8 protein-coding genes are annotated in these 16,431 nt (G+C 71.0%); 3 read left to right on the top strand and 5 right to left on the bottom strand.

The genetic code is table 11. The annotated features are described in order from the left end of the window. Positions 1 to 28 precede the first annotated feature (28 nt). The 4 genes from ACIBK3_RS15440 to ACIBK3_RS15425 form a co-directional block, all read right to left on the bottom strand. Positions 29 to 2,170 (bottom strand): alpha-galactosidase, encoded by a 2,142-nt coding sequence (locus ACIBK3_RS15440; RefSeq protein ID WP_399365746.1) that lies wholly within the window; start codon positions 2,168 to 2,170, stop codon positions 29 to 31. A 42-nt stretch (positions 2,171 to 2,212) separates the two neighbouring features. After that, a complete protein-coding gene (locus ACIBK3_RS15435; protein ID WP_399365745.1) occupies positions 2,213 to 4,198 on the bottom strand; it encodes a beta-galactosidase in 1,986 nt (661 codons plus the stop codon). Positions 4,199 to 4,730: 532 nt separating this feature from the next. Continuing rightward, positions 4,731 to 5,837: a ricin-type beta-trefoil lectin domain protein gene (locus tag ACIBK3_RS15430; protein WP_399365743.1), complete on the bottom strand. Its 1,107-nt coding sequence runs from the start codon at positions 5,835 to 5,837 to the stop codon at positions 4,731 to 4,733. 454 nt (positions 5,838 to 6,291) lie between these two features. Then, positions 6,292 to 7,917, bottom strand: coding sequence for a PucR family transcriptional regulator (locus tag ACIBK3_RS15425; protein ID WP_399365741.1), 1,626 nt, complete (start codon positions 7,915 to 7,917; stop codon positions 6,292 to 6,294). 248 nt (positions 7,918 to 8,165) lie between these two features. Between ACIBK3_RS15425 and ACIBK3_RS15420 the strand changes: the two genes are divergently transcribed. Genes ACIBK3_RS15420 through ACIBK3_RS15410 form a run of 3 tightly spaced genes read left to right on the top strand, consistent with a single transcriptional unit; the run spans position 8,166 to position 13,761 of the window. After that, positions 8,166 to 9,434, top strand: coding sequence for an aspartate aminotransferase family protein (locus tag ACIBK3_RS15420; RefSeq protein ID WP_399365739.1), 1,269 nt, complete (start codon positions 8,166 to 8,168; stop codon positions 9,432 to 9,434). After that, on the top strand, positions 9,431 to 12,325 hold the full coding sequence (locus tag ACIBK3_RS15415; protein WP_399365737.1) for an FAD-binding and (Fe-S)-binding domain-containing protein: 2,895 nt from the start codon (positions 9,431 to 9,433) through the stop codon (positions 12,323 to 12,325). The genes ACIBK3_RS15420 and ACIBK3_RS15415 overlap by 4 nt, the downstream gene beginning before the upstream one ends. After that, the gene (locus ACIBK3_RS15410; RefSeq protein WP_399365735.1) at positions 12,322 to 13,761 is read left to right on the top strand and encodes an NAD-dependent succinate-semialdehyde dehydrogenase; all 1,440 of its coding nucleotides are present in this window, start codon (positions 12,322 to 12,324) and stop codon (positions 13,759 to 13,761) included. Before ACIBK3_RS15415 ends, ACIBK3_RS15410 begins: the two co-directional genes overlap by 4 nt. Before the next feature lie 162 nt (positions 13,762 to 13,923). On the opposite strand, the gene ACIBK3_RS15405 is transcribed toward ACIBK3_RS15410, so the two are convergent. Further along, positions 13,924 to 16,155 carry an alpha-L-fucosidase gene (locus tag ACIBK3_RS15405; protein ID WP_399365733.1) on the bottom strand — a complete coding sequence of 744 codons (2,232 nt, stop codon included), beginning with the start codon at positions 16,153 to 16,155 and terminating at the stop codon, positions 13,924 to 13,926. Between the last annotated feature and the right edge of the window lie 276 nt (positions 16,156 to 16,431).

Raw genomic sequence — 16,431 nt, 5'->3', positions numbered from 1 at the left:
GTCGATTCGTGATGCGGGCGTGGGTGGTTCAGAGAGCGCCGGGGTCCGTGGGGGTGATGCGGAGCAGGACGGCGGACGGTGCGGTGGGCAGGGTCAGGCTCAGCCCGGCCGTGTCTGGCGTCCACGCGGAAACGACCCGACTGACCGAGGGGTAGAGCAGGTCGACACGCGCGGAGGTGTCCCGCAGGTGGGGCAGGTGAAGCGTCGCCGTGGCGTCGGTTCCAAGGCGGCGCCAGGCGGTGAGGTAGGTGGTGACGGGAGTGCGCAGGGCCAGGGCGATCCAGGGGTCGTCCCAGGCAGGAAGGCCCAGCGGCCAGGACGGCACGGCGTGCGGCAGGTCGGCGCGGATGGTCTTGTACGCCGCTACCGCCTCGTGGACCAAGGCGCGGGCCTCGGGCTGGAGTTCGGCGATGCGGCCGGAGAGATGGATCCGGCCGAGGAGCGCGTTGGCCATGGTGAAGGCCACCTCGTCGAGCGAGTCCTCCGGCTGGGGGTACGCCCAGACGGCGCCCTGTTCGGGGGTGACGGCGGTGGGCGCGGAGGCCGCGATGGGCGCGTAGAGGTGGAGGTTCTGCTGATCGCTCGTGGACTGCAACTGCATCCGGGACAGCAGGGCGTGGTCCCAGCGCATGCCGCCGGAGGAGCAGTTCTCCACCACCAGGTCCGGGTGACGGCCCAGGACGCCGTCGAGCCAGGCGAGGTGCGCCCGGTTGTGGCCGAGCAGGCCGGCGCCCGGGGTCTCGCCGGGGTGGGCGCTGGTGCCTGAGCCGGGGTCGATGTTGTGGTCGAGTTTGAGGTAGCCGACGCCCCACTCGCCGACCAGGCGGTCCACGACCTGGTCCAGGTGGGCACGGGCGGCAGGGTGGCGCAGGTCCAGGTGGTGCCGGCCGGCCTCCGTGACACGGGCGCCGTCGCGGCGGAAGAACGCCTCGTCGGGCAGGGACCTGGCCATGGGGCTGCGTACGCCGATCACCTCCGGCTCCAGCCACAGGCCGGGAACCATACGGCGCTCCCGGATCCGGTCCAGCACCTCATGGATCCCGCGCTCCCCGGGGAACCGGGAGGCGGCGGGCTCCCAGGCGCCGACGCTGTCCCACCAGCCGCCGTCGTCGCCGTCGTACCAGCCGGCGTCGATCACGAAGTACTCGGCGCCCGCGGCGGCCGCCGTGTCGATCAGTGGCAGCAGCTTCTCCGTGGTGGGGTCGCCCATCAGGCAGTTCATGTAGTCGTTGAAGATGACGGGCAGGCGCCGGTGGTCGGCGTGCGGGCGGCGCTGGGCGCGGCGGTAGCGGGTGAGCGCGGCGAACGCGGCGTCAGGGCCGCCGTCGGCGCTGAAGGACAAGGCGGCGGGTACGGTGCGGAAGACGGCGCCGGGTTCAAGGGAGTGCCGCCAGCCGTGGTGGGTGTCGGTGGGGCCGAACAGCGCCGCGTAGGCCGCGTTGTCCCGCTCGCCGCACTCCCACCGCCAGCCTCCGCCGTTGTGCTCGATCTGCCACACCCAGGTGCGGCCGGTGATCCGGTCCGTCAGGCCGCCCATGGGGAGGCGTCCGCAACTGGACCAGGTGCCCTGTCCGTTCAGGGCGAAGCCGGCTTTGCCGTGCCCGTAGCTCACGCGTCCGCTCAGGGACGGTGTGGTCAGGCGCATCGGCTGTCGCTGCCAGCGGCATTCGGCGAGCCAGTCGTTCTCCGCCCACAACAGGTCCGCGGCGTCCACGGCCGCCGGGGCCTGGGCGGTGAGGCCGCCCATCGCGAGCGAGCTGACCGACTCCAGGTGCAGCGTGGTCTGCCCTTCGTTGCGCAGGGTCACCTCGCCGCGGAGCACGGGGATGCCGTCCGGTGATCGGTAGGTCACCTCCGCGACCAGCCCGGTCTCCGGGTCGTGGAGTGCGACGGTGAGCACGTACCAGTCGCCGTCGCGGGTCACTCGGTGAGCGCGGTACCGCAGCCGTCCGCCGAGGGACGTGTCGATGAGGCGCCCGCCCGACCAGGCGCGGCCGTGGCCCGCGGCCGTCACCTCCACCAGGGGCAGCGCGGGCCTGGAGCGCGGTTCGGGACGTGTCTCGCCGGGGAGGCCGATATGCGTGAGGCGGGCGGTGCCGTCTTCGCCGGCGCCGACCTCGACCTCAAGGGCCTGGTGGCCCCAGCGGAGGATCTGCGGTGCGCTGGTCATGGCTGCCTTTCCGGCGGGGCAGAGGGGGACTGTGGTCCGGGCTCAGGCGATACGGAGTACGGCGCAGCCGCCGACGGGCAGTTGGGACACCGTGCCGCCTGTGAGCAGGTCGTGCGCGGGCTCGGGCAGCGGCACGGGTTCGGTGCGGTGGTTGATCAGGAAACGCCAGCGGCGCCCGTCCGGGGCGCGTCGGGTGACGGCCTCGACCTGCGGGGGCAGGCCCGGCGACTCAGGGCTCACGCCGGCCTCGTCGAGCAGCCGGGCGACCAGGGCGCCGTAGGCGGCGTCGGTGAGGTGGGTGGAGAGATACCACCCCTGCCCGGTGCCGAAGCGGTGACGGGTCAGCGCCGGACTGCCGGTGAGCATCCCGTGGGTGTAGGCGACGAGTGTCTCGGCGCCCTCGGTACGCAGGGACTCGCTCCAGGCGGTGCCCTGGGTTCCGTCCGACAGGGTGATCCGCTCGCCGCGCCGCAGCGGGCGGTACTCCTCGACGCGGATGCCCAGCGCCTCGCGCAGGGGAGCGGCCGGGTAACCGCCGAGACGGGCGTGGAGGCGCTCGTCGACGTAGCCGCTCGCGTGCTGGACGAGGAGCGTCCCGCCTCCGGTGACATAACGGCGCAGATTCTCGCCGGCCCCGTCGGAGAGGAGGAACAGGGCCGGTGCGACGACGAGCGGGTAGCGGCTCAACTCGTGTTCGGGGTGGGCGAAGTCGACCGTGACGCCGGCGTCCCACAGCGTGCGGTGCGTCCGGGCGAGTGCCGTGTGGTAGTCGAGCTCCGCGGTGGGCAGTCCGTCCACGCCCAGTGCCCACCAGGCGTCCGGGTCGTGCAGGACCGCCACGGGCGCGGACACCGTCGATCCCGCCAGCTCGCCGAGCCGGGCGACCGCCTCCCCGGTCTGCGTGACCTCGCGGAAGATCCGGCTGTCGGGGCCCGCGTGCGGGACCATCCCCGAGTGCCAGGTCTCGGCGCCGGCCCGGGACTGCCGCCACTGGAAGAAGAGGGCGCCCTCCGAGCCGCGGGCGATGTGGCCGAGGGTGTGGCGCAGGATGTCACCGGGGTCCTTGGCGAGGACCCGGTCGCCGTCGTAGACGGTACTGGTGCCCTGCTCCATCAGCAGCCAGGGACGGCCGCCGCCCAGGGAGCGGGCGCGGTCCGCGTGGAAGGCGACGTCGGCGGCGGCGTCCAGGCCGGGCGCGCTCGGGTACTGGTCGCAGGTGACCACGTCGAGTTCCCGGGCGAGGGCCCATACGTCGATGTTCTGGTACGCGGGCAGCATCAGGTTGGTCGTCACCGGCCGGTCGCTGTGCGCGCGGATCGCGTCACGCTGCTCGCGGTAGGCGGCGGTGACCTCGTCGGCCCAGAAGCGGCGGAAGTCCAGCTCCTGGCCCGGGTTCTGGTGCCAGTTCGTCGCGCGCGGCGGCAGCACCTGTTCCCAGGAGGTGTAGTGCTGACTCCAGAAGGCCGTTCCCCAGGCCTCGTTGAGGACGTCCAGCGATCCGTGGCGGGCACGCAGCCACACCCGGAAGGAGGCAGCGGTGTGGTCGCAGTAGCACAGGGTGGCGTACTCGTTGTGTACGTGCCACAGCGCGAGGGCGGGATGGTCGCCGTAGCGTTCCGCGAGCACCGCGGCGATACGGCGGGCCGCGTTCCGGTACGCGGGCGCGGTGAGACAGTACGTGTCCCGGCTGCCGTGGACGAGTCGGGTGCCGTCGGGCCGGACCATCAGCGCGTCCGGGTGGGCCAGGGTGAACCAGGGCGGCGGGGAGGCGGTGGGGGTGGCCAGGTCGACGGCCACACCGTTCGCGTGCAGGCGTTCCAGGTGGGCGTCCAGCCAGGCGAAGTCGTAGCGGCCCTCCTCCGGTTCCAGCAGCGCCCAGGAGAAGACGCCGACGGTGGCCAGGTTGACCCTGGCCCTGCGCATCAGCTCGTCGTCCTCCTTCCAGACCGGCTCGTCCCACTGCTCCGGGTTGTAGTCCCCGCCGAAGGCCAGGCCGCCCAGGCGGTCGGTGATGCTGCGAGTCGTCATGACGGTTCCTCGGGTACGGAGAGTCCAGTCGTGCTCTGACGGTTCGTCAGGGCCGGTGACACATGACCGAAGCCGCTGCACTGACGAACCTTCCGCGGTTCAATTCGTGACTCATGGCGGCAGCCTTCCTGCGCCGTCGAAGCGCTTCACTTCCCAGCGCAAGTTAGCGGACAAGTTTCGCGGGAAACAAGGGCCTCTACCGCGAGACACTTTCCTTTGCCGGGTTCATTGACACCCGTCGGGGAGAATGGCATCGTCGAAGCGCTTCGACACCTGCGCCAGAGCCAGCTCCACACTCGGTTTTCGAGGGGTGCGCGCGCCGTGGGCTCGGCGTTCTTTCCGCCGCTGACCGGCTTTCCTTCCGCGACCCACACAGGGTGTCGCCCTCAGTCGACCGGTGTACTGACCCCGGCCACGGCGGGCCCCGTGCCCGGCGGTGCCCGCCACTGATGTCTTCCCGGGGTCGATGTGTCCAGGGGTCGATGTTTCCCGGGACCTGAGCCCGGAACGGGCTCGGGCCCCGGGGGCGGGGTCATCCGGCGGTCAGAGTGGTCCACTTCTGGTTGGAGCCGCCGTTGCAGTCCCACAGCTGGAGTTGCGTGCCGTCAGCCGTGGAGAAGCCAGGAATGTCGAGGCAGCGGCCGGAGGTGGGGTTGCGGTAGCCGCCGTTGTAGGGCTGCCACTTCTGGTTGGAGCCGCCGTTGCAGGCCCAGGTCTGCACCTTGGTGCCGTTGGCCGTGCCCCCGCCGGCGGCGTCGAGGCACTTGCCCATGGAGCGCAGGGTGCCGTCGGTGTAGGCGGACCAGAGCTGGTTCGCGTTGCCGCCGCAGCCCCAGATCTGGACAGCGGTGCCGTCGGCCGTGTTGGCGCCGTTGACATCCAGGCACTTGCCGGCGATGCCGGACTCCACGCGTGCGGCGGCGGGGGCGGGGTTCCTCAGCCACCCGGCGCTGTCCGCGGCCTGGATGCCGCGGTGGAAGGCATCCGCCATCTTCTGGTAGCCCGTGTCGTTGGGATGCAGGGCGTCGGCCAGGTCGGCCGTGGTGAGGCTGCTCATGTCCACGTACGCGACGTGCTTGCCGGCGGCCTGTGCGTCGCGCACGATCTGCGGGACGGCCTGGTTGTACGCGGGACGGTACTGCTCCTCCGAGCCGCTGGTGGACACGACCAGGGAGGCCACCAGGACGGTCGCGTCGGGGACGGCGGCGGTTATCTGGTTGACCAGCGACTTCAGCCGGTCCGCGGCGGTGGAGGGCTGGTAGTTGCCGTTGAGGTCGTTGGTGCCGATCTCCAGCGTCACGACGTTGGGCCGGTAGCGGGTCAGCGCGGCGTCGGCGAGTGCGGCGATCTGGTCGATGCGGTATCCGGAGTGGCCTTCGTTGTCCGAGTCGGACATCGAACCGCCCCGCAGTGTGCCGACGAAGTCCAGCGGATGGCCGTCGGCGGCAAGCTGGTTCCACATCGGCCCCCGGTAGCCGTTGCCCGTGCTGCTGCCCACACCCCAGGTGATCGAGTCGCCCAACGGCATGACCCGTAACGGCGTGGTCGAGGCGGCGGAGGCAGGGGCCACACCAGCCGCCGTCACCCCGAGCGCGGCAGTGACGAGAGTGATGAGTGACAGAGTCCAGGACTTTCTCATGCAGGCGTCCTCTCATGACGAGTGAGTGCTGAAATCAGCGGAGCCGAAGCGCCGTTCGATCCTGAACTCGGCCGTCGCACCGTCCCGTTGGCGTAGACGTCCGCCTGACGTTCCGTCAGAACGGCGTGGCTGGAGCCCTGTTGCACTGTGAGCGTTGACAACACCGAGTCATCCGGCGTCCCGTCTGCTCCAGCCCTTCTGTGCCGAGCGGGTTCGGCCCCGACCGGCTCCTCGAGCGCACTCGTACAGATATCACGCAGATCCCTGCCTGGACATCCCATGGATGCCAGAATTTGGGGAGGGGTGGCACAGGGGTGAGTTCTGCGTCGTTTCGTCCCGTTGGCACTGCTACGAGGGATGCTCCGCCGATCCTTCGCTCTCCGACACTGACCAGTAACATCCCATCTCTGGCGGCGATCCGGGTGGCGCCGCCGAGGCTGCGGCTCGTTCCACGTCAGTGGGCCCGAAGCGCGTCGAGTGCCGTGAGAGCCACGTGGAGTTCGGTGCGCTGTTCGCCGGACTCCAGGTCGCGGTGGAGGAGACGCTCGATGGTGCGCAGGCGTTGGTACATGGTTTCGCGGGAGAGGCCGCCCCGGCGTGCGGCGGTGGTCTTGTTGCCGGCCGCTTCGAGATAGTGGCGCAGGGTCGTCAGCAGGTCGGTGCCGTGCTGGGTGTCGTGATCGATGAGTCGCCCGAGCTGATGTTCGGCGTACTCCTGGATCCGGGTGTCCTCGCGGAGGGCGTAGAGCAGGCGGTGCAGGCCGATGTCGGACAGCTCGTGGAAGGACCGGTCCCGGGGGAGGGGCTGGCCGGGTGGAGTGGCCTCGGCGACGCGGGCCGCCTCGCGGAACGAGCGGGCGGTGTCGGAGAGGTCCGTGATCTCCGAGCCGACACTCACCACTGCTTGCGGGGCCAGACTCAGTGCGGTGCTGCACAGACGCTCGACGATGGGGCGCCAGGGTTGGGAGGGTCGCAGAGCCAGCAGGATGCCGACGCGGTCGGGGGCCAGCTCGCCGACGAGGGCCGCGATGCCTGCCGTCCGGAGCTCCTGGAACAGGCGGGTCTCGGGCTCGGTTCCCCCTCTGACTGTGCGGAGGTCCACCAGGGTCGCGACGAACCGGCTCCGGTCGGTCGGCAGGCCCAGTGCGGCGCAACGGGCGCGGGCGTCCTCGGCGGAGCGGTGGCGCTGGTCGACCAGGTCGCGCAGGGCGTTTCGGTGTGCGGTGCGTTCCCACGGGGTGGGATGGATGAGGCGGGCGACGGTCAGTGCCATCGCGGTCCTCTCCAGCACGGTGATGTCCTCCGGCCCGAAGGCGGGGCCGTCGGTGCGGGTCGGGAGCATGACCACACGGCCCCAGCGCTCGCCCTGGTACTCGACGGGTGCGGTGAGCCAGCCGGCCGGGCCGCAGGTCGCCGTGTGGTCGTCGGCTCCGGTGGCTCTGGAGCGCTGTTCCCAACCGGTCAGCGCCTCCTCCACCGTGCCTCCGGACGGCGCGCAGATCAGTGCCTGGTGCACCAGGTTCTCCAGGACGACCGTGCGGCCGCACATCTCCGCCGCCGCACGCACCACGTCCTCCGGGCCCGCACCGCGCAGGGTCAGGGCCGTGAACGCCTCGTGGATGCGCTGGGTGCGGCGCATCGCGTCCGCCTGGTTGCCGAGCAGGAGGGCGTGCACGACCTGGGTGACCTCGAGGAAGTTGACGTCCCTGGCGAGCGTGACGAGGGGAAGGCCACGCAGGCGGCAGGCGTCGACGAGTGCGTCCGGCGGGCGGTGATAGCGACGTACGAGTTCGATGACCAGCGCCGCGGCCCCGACGCCGGCGAGCTCGTCGACGTACCGGCGCACGCCGGCCACGTCTTCCGGGAGTGGCATTCCGGTGGTCAGGACGAGTTCGCCGCCCTTGAGGAAGGACGCGGGATCGGTCAGTTCGGTGATGTGGACCCACCTGACCGGCCGGTCCAGGTGGGGCACACCGGTGACGACCTGGGGCTGTCCGGCGGCCAGGACCGGAAGGGCCAGGACGTCGGCGACGGTGAGTGCGCGGGTGGGCCCATGGCCGGCCGGGTGGCTGTCGTTCACGGTGTCTCCATGGGGTCCCCTGCTCGGACACGGCTCCGTGCCCGGGAGTGCCCGGCCACTGTGACAAGCGTCGCTGACCTGCGCAAGAGCGGTCCGTGAGCGATCGGCGACCGGCCTGCCCGCGATGAGGCTGACACTACGTCCGGATGTCGCGGCCCGGCCGGACAGATCGCACGTTGGCGCACCCCTGCTCCGCGGAGATGCTCGGGATTCCGCAGCAGACCGAACGCCGAGGCCGGGAGACGAACATGACCGCACTGTCGCCGCACCTTCGCCAGGCCACGCCCGTGGTGGCGGCCCGGGGCGAGGGCGTCCACCTCTTCGACCAGGACGGCCGCCGCTACCTCGACTTCACCGCCGGCATCGGCGTCACCAGCACCGGGCACTGCCACCCCAAGGTCGTGGCGGCGGCGCAGGAGCAGGTGGGCACGCTGATCCACGGCCAGTACACGACGGTCATGCACCAGCCCCTGCGCCGCCTCGTCGACAAGCTCGGCGAGGTGCTGCCGACCGGCCTGGACAGCCTGTTCTTCACCAACTCCGGCAGCGAGGCCGTCGAGGCCGCGCTGCGCCTGGCCCGCCAGGCCACCGGCCGGCCGAACGTCATCGTGTGTCACGGCGGCTTCCACGGTCGTACGGTCGCCGCCGCCGCCATGACGACCTCCGGCACCCGCTTCCGCTCCGGGTTCTCGCCGCTGATGAGCGGGGTGGTCGTCACTCCCTTCCCGTCGGCGTACCGGTACGGCTGGGACGAGGAGACCGCCACCCGATTCGCCCTGAAAGAGCTCGACTACACGCTCCAGACGATCTCCTCGCCCGCCGACACGGCCGCGATCATCGTCGAGCCGGTGCTCGGCGAGGGCGGCTATGTGCCGGCCACCCGCGCCTTCCTCCAGGGCCTGCGGGAGCGGGCGGACCGCCACGGGTTCCTCCTCATCCTGGACGAGGTGCAGACGGGCGTCGGCCGCACCGGCCGCTTCTGGGGCCACGACCACTTCGGTGTCACGCCCGACATCCTCGTCACCGCCAAGGGGCTTGCCAGCGGCTTCCCGCTGTCCGGCATCGCCGCCTCCGAGGAGCTGATGACCAAGGCGTGGCCCGGCTCGCAGGGTGGCACGTACGGCGCCAACGCCGTTGCCTGCGCCGCGGCCTGCGCCACCCTCGACGTCGTACGCGACGAGAAGCTCGTCGAGAACGCCGAGGCGATGGGCGAGCGCCTGCGCCAAGGGCTGCAGGCGGTGGCCGACCGGACGCCGGGCATCGGCGACGTGCGGGGGCTCGGGCTGATGCTGGCCACCGAGTTCGTCACCGAGGACGGCGGCCCCGACGCCGAGACCGCCGCCCGTGTGCAGCGCGCCGCCGTCGACGAGGGCCTGCTTCTGCTGCTGTGCGGGGCCTGGAACCAGGTCGTGCGGATGATCCCCGCCCTGGTGATCGACGAGACGGCGGTGGACGAGGGCCTCCAGGCGTGGGCGGCCGCGGTCGAGGCAGGCACGTCGGGGGTGTCGCGGCGATGACGGACTCCCTCCCGCGCCTGGTCGACGAGCTCGCCCGTACCGCTGTCGGCCTGCGGATCGAGACCGGTGCGGGAGGGACCGGCGCATACGCGTACGACGCCTCCAACTACCGAGTCCCGCCACGGGCGGTGGCTTTTCCCCGCAGCGCTGACGACGTGGTCGCGGTGCTGCGGGCCTGCCGTCGGGCCGACGTTCCGGTCACCGCGCGCGGCGGCGGCACGAGCATGGCGGGCAACGCCGTCGGACCCGGTGTCGTCCTGGACTTCTCCCGGTACATGAACCGGATCCTGGACATCGATCCGGTGGCCCGCACCGCGCGGGTCGAGGCGGGAGTGGTCCTCGACGCTCTCCAGAGCGCGACGAGCCGGTACGGGCTGGCCTTCGGCCCCGACCCCTCGTCGCACAGCCGCTGCACCCTCGGCGGCATGATCGGCAACGATGCGTGCGGCAACCGGTCGGTGCGGCACGGGCGCACCAGCAGCCACATCGAGGCGCTGGAGATCGTGACGGCGGACGGCGTGCGGGCCGTCGCCGACCGCACCGGACTGCGGGCCGCAGACCCGGACGACAGGGACGCGGTCCGGCGTGTCGCCCGCCTCGAAGCGGACCTGCGGCACCTGATCGGGGACAACCTGGCGCCGATCCGTACCGAACTGGGCCGGGTACCGCGCCAGGTCTCCGGTTACCAGTTGCACCATCTGCTGCCCGAGCACGGCTTCGACATGGCCCGCGCCCTGGTGGGCACCGAGGGCTCCTGTGCGGTCGTCACCGCCGCGACGGTCCGCCTGGTGGCGACCGCACAGGCTTCCACCCTCCTCGCCCTCGGCTACGACGACGTGGTCGACGCCGCCGAGGACGTCCCCGAGATCCTGCGCCGGCACCCCACCGCGGTGGAGGGCATGGACGAGGCGATCGTCGCCACCATGCGTGCCCGGCGTGGTCCCGACTCCGTCACCGGCCTCCCCGAAGGGCGGGCCTGGCTGTACGTCGAACTCGACGGCGACGACCAGGCGGCCGTCGACGCCCGCGCCGCCGAACTGCTGGACGTACTCAAGACCGGCGGCCGGCTGACCGGCGGGCGGGTGGTGCATCGCCCGGCCGAGCGGCGTTCGCTGTGGCGGGTCCGGGAGGACGGGGCGGGGCTCGCCGCGCGGCTCGTCGACGGCGGGGAGTCCTGGCCCGGCTGGGAGGACGCGGCGGTCGCGCCCGAGAACCTGGCCGCCTACCTGCGCGGCTTCCGCAAGCTGCTGGCCGCGCACGGCCTGACCGGCGTGCTGTACGGGCACTTCGGCGCCGGATGCGTCCACGTCCGCATCGACTTCGACCTCGCCACGGACGCGGGGCGGGCCGCCACCCGCCGGTTCCTGTCGGAAGCCGCCGCTCTGGTCGTGGAGCACGGCGGAAGCCTGTCGGGCGAACACGGCGACGGGCGGGCCCGGAGCGAGCTGCTGGAGGTCATGTACAGCCACCGGATGATCCGGGCGTTCGCCGGCTTCAAGGAGATCTTCGACCCCGGGGGGCTGCTCAACCCCGGCGTCATCGTGGCCCCGGCCCGTCTCGACGCCGACCTCGCGCTGCACACGCCGTCCGAGGTGCTGCCGGTCGAGACCCTCTTCTCCTTCCCGCACGACGAGGACGGCTTCGCGGGCGCGGTGCGCCGCTGCGTCGGGGTCGGCCGCTGCCGCAGCGACGCGGGCGGCGTGATGTGTCCCAGCTACCGGGCCACGGGGGAGGAGAACGACTCCACCCGCGGCCGGGCCCGCCTGCTCCAGGAGATGGTGCGGGGCGGAGCCGTCCAGGACGGCTGGCGCTCCACGGAGGTCCGGGACGCCCTCGACCTGTGCCTGTCCTGCAAGGCCTGCTCCAGCGACTGCCCGGTCGGCGTCGACATGGCCACGTACAAGGCGGAGTTCCTGCACCAGCACTACAAGGGCCGCGTCAGACCCCGCTCCCACTACTCCCTGGGCTGGCTGCCGCTGACGTCCAGACTCGTCGGACTCGCGGCCCGCCCGGTGAACGCGCTGCTGCGCGGACCCGTCGGGAAGCTGCTCGCACGTCTCGGCGGCGTGACCACCGAACGCCGGATCCCCGCCTTCGCCTCCCGCCGCGCACTGCGCCGGGCCCTGCGCACGGCGAGAACCGGCGAAGGGGCGAAGACGCTGCTGTTCGTGGACAGCTTCACCCGCGCCTTCCGCCCCGAGGTGGCCGGGGCGGCGAGCCGTGTCCTCGCCGACGCCGGCATTCCCTGCACGGCGGAGGACGACCTGTGCTGCGGCCTGACCTGGGTGAGCACCGGCCAGCTGTCCGTCGCACGCCGCATCATGGCCCGTACGGTCGCCCGCCTGGACAACGGCGACGACCGGCCCATCGTCGTGGCCGAACCCAGCTGCGCCGCAGCCCTCAAGCGGGATGTGCCCGAACTCCTCGGCACCGACGCCGCCCAGCGCGTCGCGGCCCGCGTCCACACCCTCACCGGAGCCCTGACCGATCTCGCCGCACCCGGATGGCGCCCGCCCCCGCTGCCTGCGAGCGTCGTCCTGCAGACCCACTGCCACGAGTACGCCACCTTCAAGGGCCGCCACCCCCGCGACCTGCTCGGCCGCCTCGGCGTACGCAAGGTCGACGAGGCCGAGGGCTGCTGCGGACTCGCCGGCAACTTCGGCTTCGAGGCGCAGCACTACGACACCTCGATGGCTGTCGCCGACCTGGCCCTGAGAGCCTGCCTCGACGGCATCGACCAGGACACCCCGACCGTCGTCGTGGCCGACGGCTTCAGCTGCGCGACGCAGATCGACCATCTCGCCGGAGACCAGGGCGTTCGCGCCCTGCACCTGGCGGAACTGCTCGACCCCGCCGCCGATCGATCCGATCAACCAGGAGAGACCTCATGACCGACACACCCACGCAGTTGTTCATCGGCGGCGCCTGGGTGGACGCCGCGGACGGCGCCACCCTGCCCGTCGACGACCCCGCGACCGGCGAGATCCTCTGCCACGTCGCCGACGCCGGCCCCAAGGACGCCAAGCTCGCCGAGGAAGCGGCCGTGCGAGCACAGGAGGAGTGGGCTCGTACGGCGCCCCGGGTGCGCAGCGAGATCCTGCGCCGCGCCTACGAGATCATCCTGGAGCGCACCGACGAACTCGCCCACCTGATGACCGCTGAGATGGGCAAACCGCTCGCCGAGGCCAGGGGAGAGGTGGCGTACGCGGCGGAGTTCTTCCGCTGGTTCTCCGAGGAGGCGGTCCGCATCGACGGCGGCGCCGGCATCCTTCCCGACGGCCGCAACCGGATGCTGCTCTCCCGCCGTCCGGTCGGCCCCTGTCTGCTGATCACCCCGTGGAACTTCCCGCTGGCCATGGGCACCCGCAAGATCGGCCCGGCGATCGCGGCCGGCTGCACGATGATCCTCAAGCCTGCCCCGCAGACCCCTCTGTCCAGCCTGGCTCTCGCCGCGATCCTCAAGGAGGCCGGGCTGCCGGACGGCGTGCTGAACGTCGTCACCACCTCCCGTGCGGGGGAGGTGTGCGAACCGCTCCTGCGCGGCGGGCGGATACGCAAGCTGTCCTTCACCGGTTCCACGGCCGTCGGGCAGTTGTTGCTGGCCCAGAGCGCGCAGGCCGTGGTCCGGACGTCGATGGAGCTGGGCGGCAACGCGCCGTTCATCGTCTTCGACGACGCCGACCTGGACAAGGCGGTGGACGGGGCGATGGTCGCCAAGATGCGCAACATGGGCGAGGCGTGCACGGCCGCCAACCGCTTCTTCGTGCACCGGTCGGTGGCGGAGGAGTTCGGGCGGCGCCTGGCCGAGCGCATGGGCGCGCTCGTCGTGGGCCCCGGCACCCGGGACGGCGTCGATGTCGGCCCGCTGATCGACAGGACGGGGCGTGGCAAGGTCGAGGAGCTGGTAGCCGACGCGGTGGAGCGTGGTGCACGTGTCCTCGTCGGCGGCCGTACGCCGGAGGGCCCGGGCTGCTTCTACCCGCCGACCGTGCTCGCCGACGTCGACCCCGCCAGCCGTCTGATGGACACGGAGATCTTCGGCCCGGTGGCCGCGATCCTCACCTTCGACGACGAGGACGAGGTTATCCGCCGGGCCAACGACACCCCCTGGGGTCTGGTCGGTTACGTCTTCACCGAGGGCCTCGACCGCGCCCTGCGGGTGAGCGAGCGGCTGGAAGTGGGAATGGTGGGGCTGAACACGGGTCTCGTCTCCAACCCGGCCGCACCCTTCGGCGGGGTCAAGCAGTCCGGCCTGGGCCGCGAGGGCGGTCGGGTGGGAATCGACGAGTTCCTGGAGTACCAGTACCTCGCGGTGCCCGTGAGCTGACGGCGGTCTTTCTGCCCGTCCTCGCCCCGGTGCGGGCAGGGATGGTGGTCAGGGCCGGGTAGCAGTGGTGACCGGTGCCGTCACCAGCCTGTCGGCAGACCGGCGACGAACGAGGTGAGCACGGATGTGCGCCGCCACGTCAGCGGCAGCGCGCTCCGTCGGCTACAGCGCGGTGAAGGTCCACAGCAGGTTGGTGCTGCTGCCGTAGGTCCACTGCTTGGTGATCGAGCCCGAGTCGACGTTGCCGCCGCCGTCGAGGACCAGGCCGGTGGTGCGGTTGGCGATCGAGTAGCGGTCGCCGCCCCGGTGGGTGATGGTCCACTGCTGGTTGGTGCCGCCGTTCCAGGGGGCCTGCCGGGCGGCGGAGCCGTCGGCGGTGGCGCCCCAGCCGTCGGCGACCATGCCGTTGGTGCGGTTGACCAGCCTGTAGTAGCCGTCTCCGACAGCCTCCGCATGCCACTGCAGGTTGGAACTGCCGTCCCAGGTCCACTGCTTGAGGTTGGAGCCGGAGGCGACGTTGCCGCCGCTGTCCAGGGCGAGGCCGTTGGTGGCGTTGGTGATGCGGAAGTACGTCGCCGGGTTGAACTGGACCCTCAGTGAGGTGATCTGGTCGTTGTTGCCGGTGACCCTGAGGTCGGGGTTGTCGGAGGTGAAGGTCCAGGCGGTGCCGGTGAAGTTGTCTCCGGAGTAGCCGATCACCTGGTAACCGGGGGCCGGCCGGAGGGAGGAGAGAGTACGCGGGCCCGGACCGGCCGCGGTCAGGTCGGCCGCGGTGTGGTCGCCGACGGTGAGGACGGCGGAGACGCCGGTGTAGTTGACGTCGGTGAAGACGATGGCGCCGGCCAGGGGTCGCAGGCCGGGGATCGCGCCGGAGAACGTGAGCTTCAGGACGTAGGCGCCCGCGCTGTAGGGCGCCGAGGACGGCAGGGTGACGGTGAGACCGGAGGCGCTCTGGGCCGGCGTGGGCAGGTCGATGTAGGTGCCGGCGGTGGTGCCGAGGAGCTTCACCGAGGTCAGCGAGGAGAGGTTGATCCGGTCCGAGCTGAGGGTCTTGATCGTCAGCGACCCGCCGGGCCAGCCCAGGACGGTGGCGTACAGGACGTTGCCGGCCTTGTTGCGGGTGAAGCGGATGTCCTGGGGCGTGCCGGCGTGCGGGGTGGTGAACGAGCCGCCGCCCATCTTCGTCGGGCCCTCGCCGTACGCCACCCAGGCGCGGGTCGCGTACACCGACTCGCCGAAGCGCTTCAGGTGGTCGCCGATACCGAGCAGGATGTCCTTCTGCGCCTGGGGGATGGTGCCGTCGGCCATCGGTGCGATGTTCAGCAGCACGTTGCCGTTCTTGCTGACCCGGTCGATGAACGAGTGCAGCATCTGCTGGGTGGTGTAGTAGCCGATGCCCTGGGTGTAGCACCAGCTCGAGCTGGAGATGCTGTCGTCGGTCAGCCAGTAGGGGGTGGTGAGATCGGCCGGGCCGCCGCGTTCGTAGTCGAAGACCTCGCCCTTGCCGTTCATGCCGTCCTTGTAGGTGGCGACGACCTCACGGCCCCAGCTGTTTGCCTGGTTGTAGTAGTACGCCAGGAAGTTCAGGCGCTTTGTCTCGTCGACGGCGTCCAGCTTGAAGTCCTGCCACAGGATGTCGGGCTGGGCGCGGTCGATGACCTCTTTGAGCTTGTCGTACCAGAGCTGGTTCTCCGCGGCCGGGCCCAGCTGCCCGTAGAGCTTCTTCAGGCTGGGGTCCGTCTGTGCGGGGACGTACTCGTAGAAGCCGTTGAAGTGGTACGCGTGGTGCATGGCCACCAGCAGCTTCAGGCCCTTGGCGCGGATGGCCGTGGAGAACAGCCGCAGCAGGTCGAGGCCAGGGCCCTTGTTCACCGAGTTCCACTCGTTGACCTGGCTGTCCCACATGGAGAAGCCGTCGTGGTGCTCGGCGACCGGCCCGGCGAACCTGGCGCCGGCGTCGACGAACAGCTGCACCCACTCGTCCGGGTCGAACTTCCCGCCGGCCGACTTCAGCTTCGGCGCGAACTTGACGGTGTTGCCCGCCAGGTCCTTCGCTCCGTTGATGAAGTTGTGGTAGGGCCACGCCGAGGGCTGGCCGTAGGTGGCGATGTGGTGCTGGTTGGCGTTGCTGCCCGCCTGGTACATGCTGCGCGGGTACCACTCGTTGTCATAGGCGGGGACGCTGAAGACGCCCCAGTGGAAGTAGATCCCGAACTTCGCGTCCTGGAACCACTCCGGCGCCGGCGGGTGCTGGTCGACCGAGCTCCAGTCGGGCGTGTACGTGCTGGGCGCCGCCTCGGCGACACCGGTACTGAAGACACCTCCGGCAACGGCCGCCGTGGCCACGCAGGTCGCGGAGGCCAGGAACTGGCGTCTGTTGATCGAGCTCGACATGGACACATCCCTGATGCGGTGGGGGAGAGGGGGAATGCAGCGCCACGGATGAAGGTCGGCCATGCCGCCATGGGATGTCAACCAGCGTGCAGGGATGAAAGTGACCACCGCTTCGGGCGAGTTGCCTGATTGATTCTGATTCAGTGCGTATTGCGATCACGCAGACATGGCATGTATCGCAGTGCTTTCTGGTCAGTGAGAGTCAGGAAGTGGCGAAAATTGATGGGATGGATAATCTCGCTGGAGCGTGCTAGTCCTCGTCGCTGACGCGTGTGA

This window comes from Streptomyces sp. NPDC050287 (assembly GCF_044459385.1).
GTDB lineage: Bacteria > Actinomycetota > Actinomycetes > Streptomycetales > Streptomycetaceae > Streptomyces.
The sequence above is the reverse complement of the archived record's forward strand: the minus strand, read 5'-3'. Positions and strand labels throughout refer to the sequence as shown.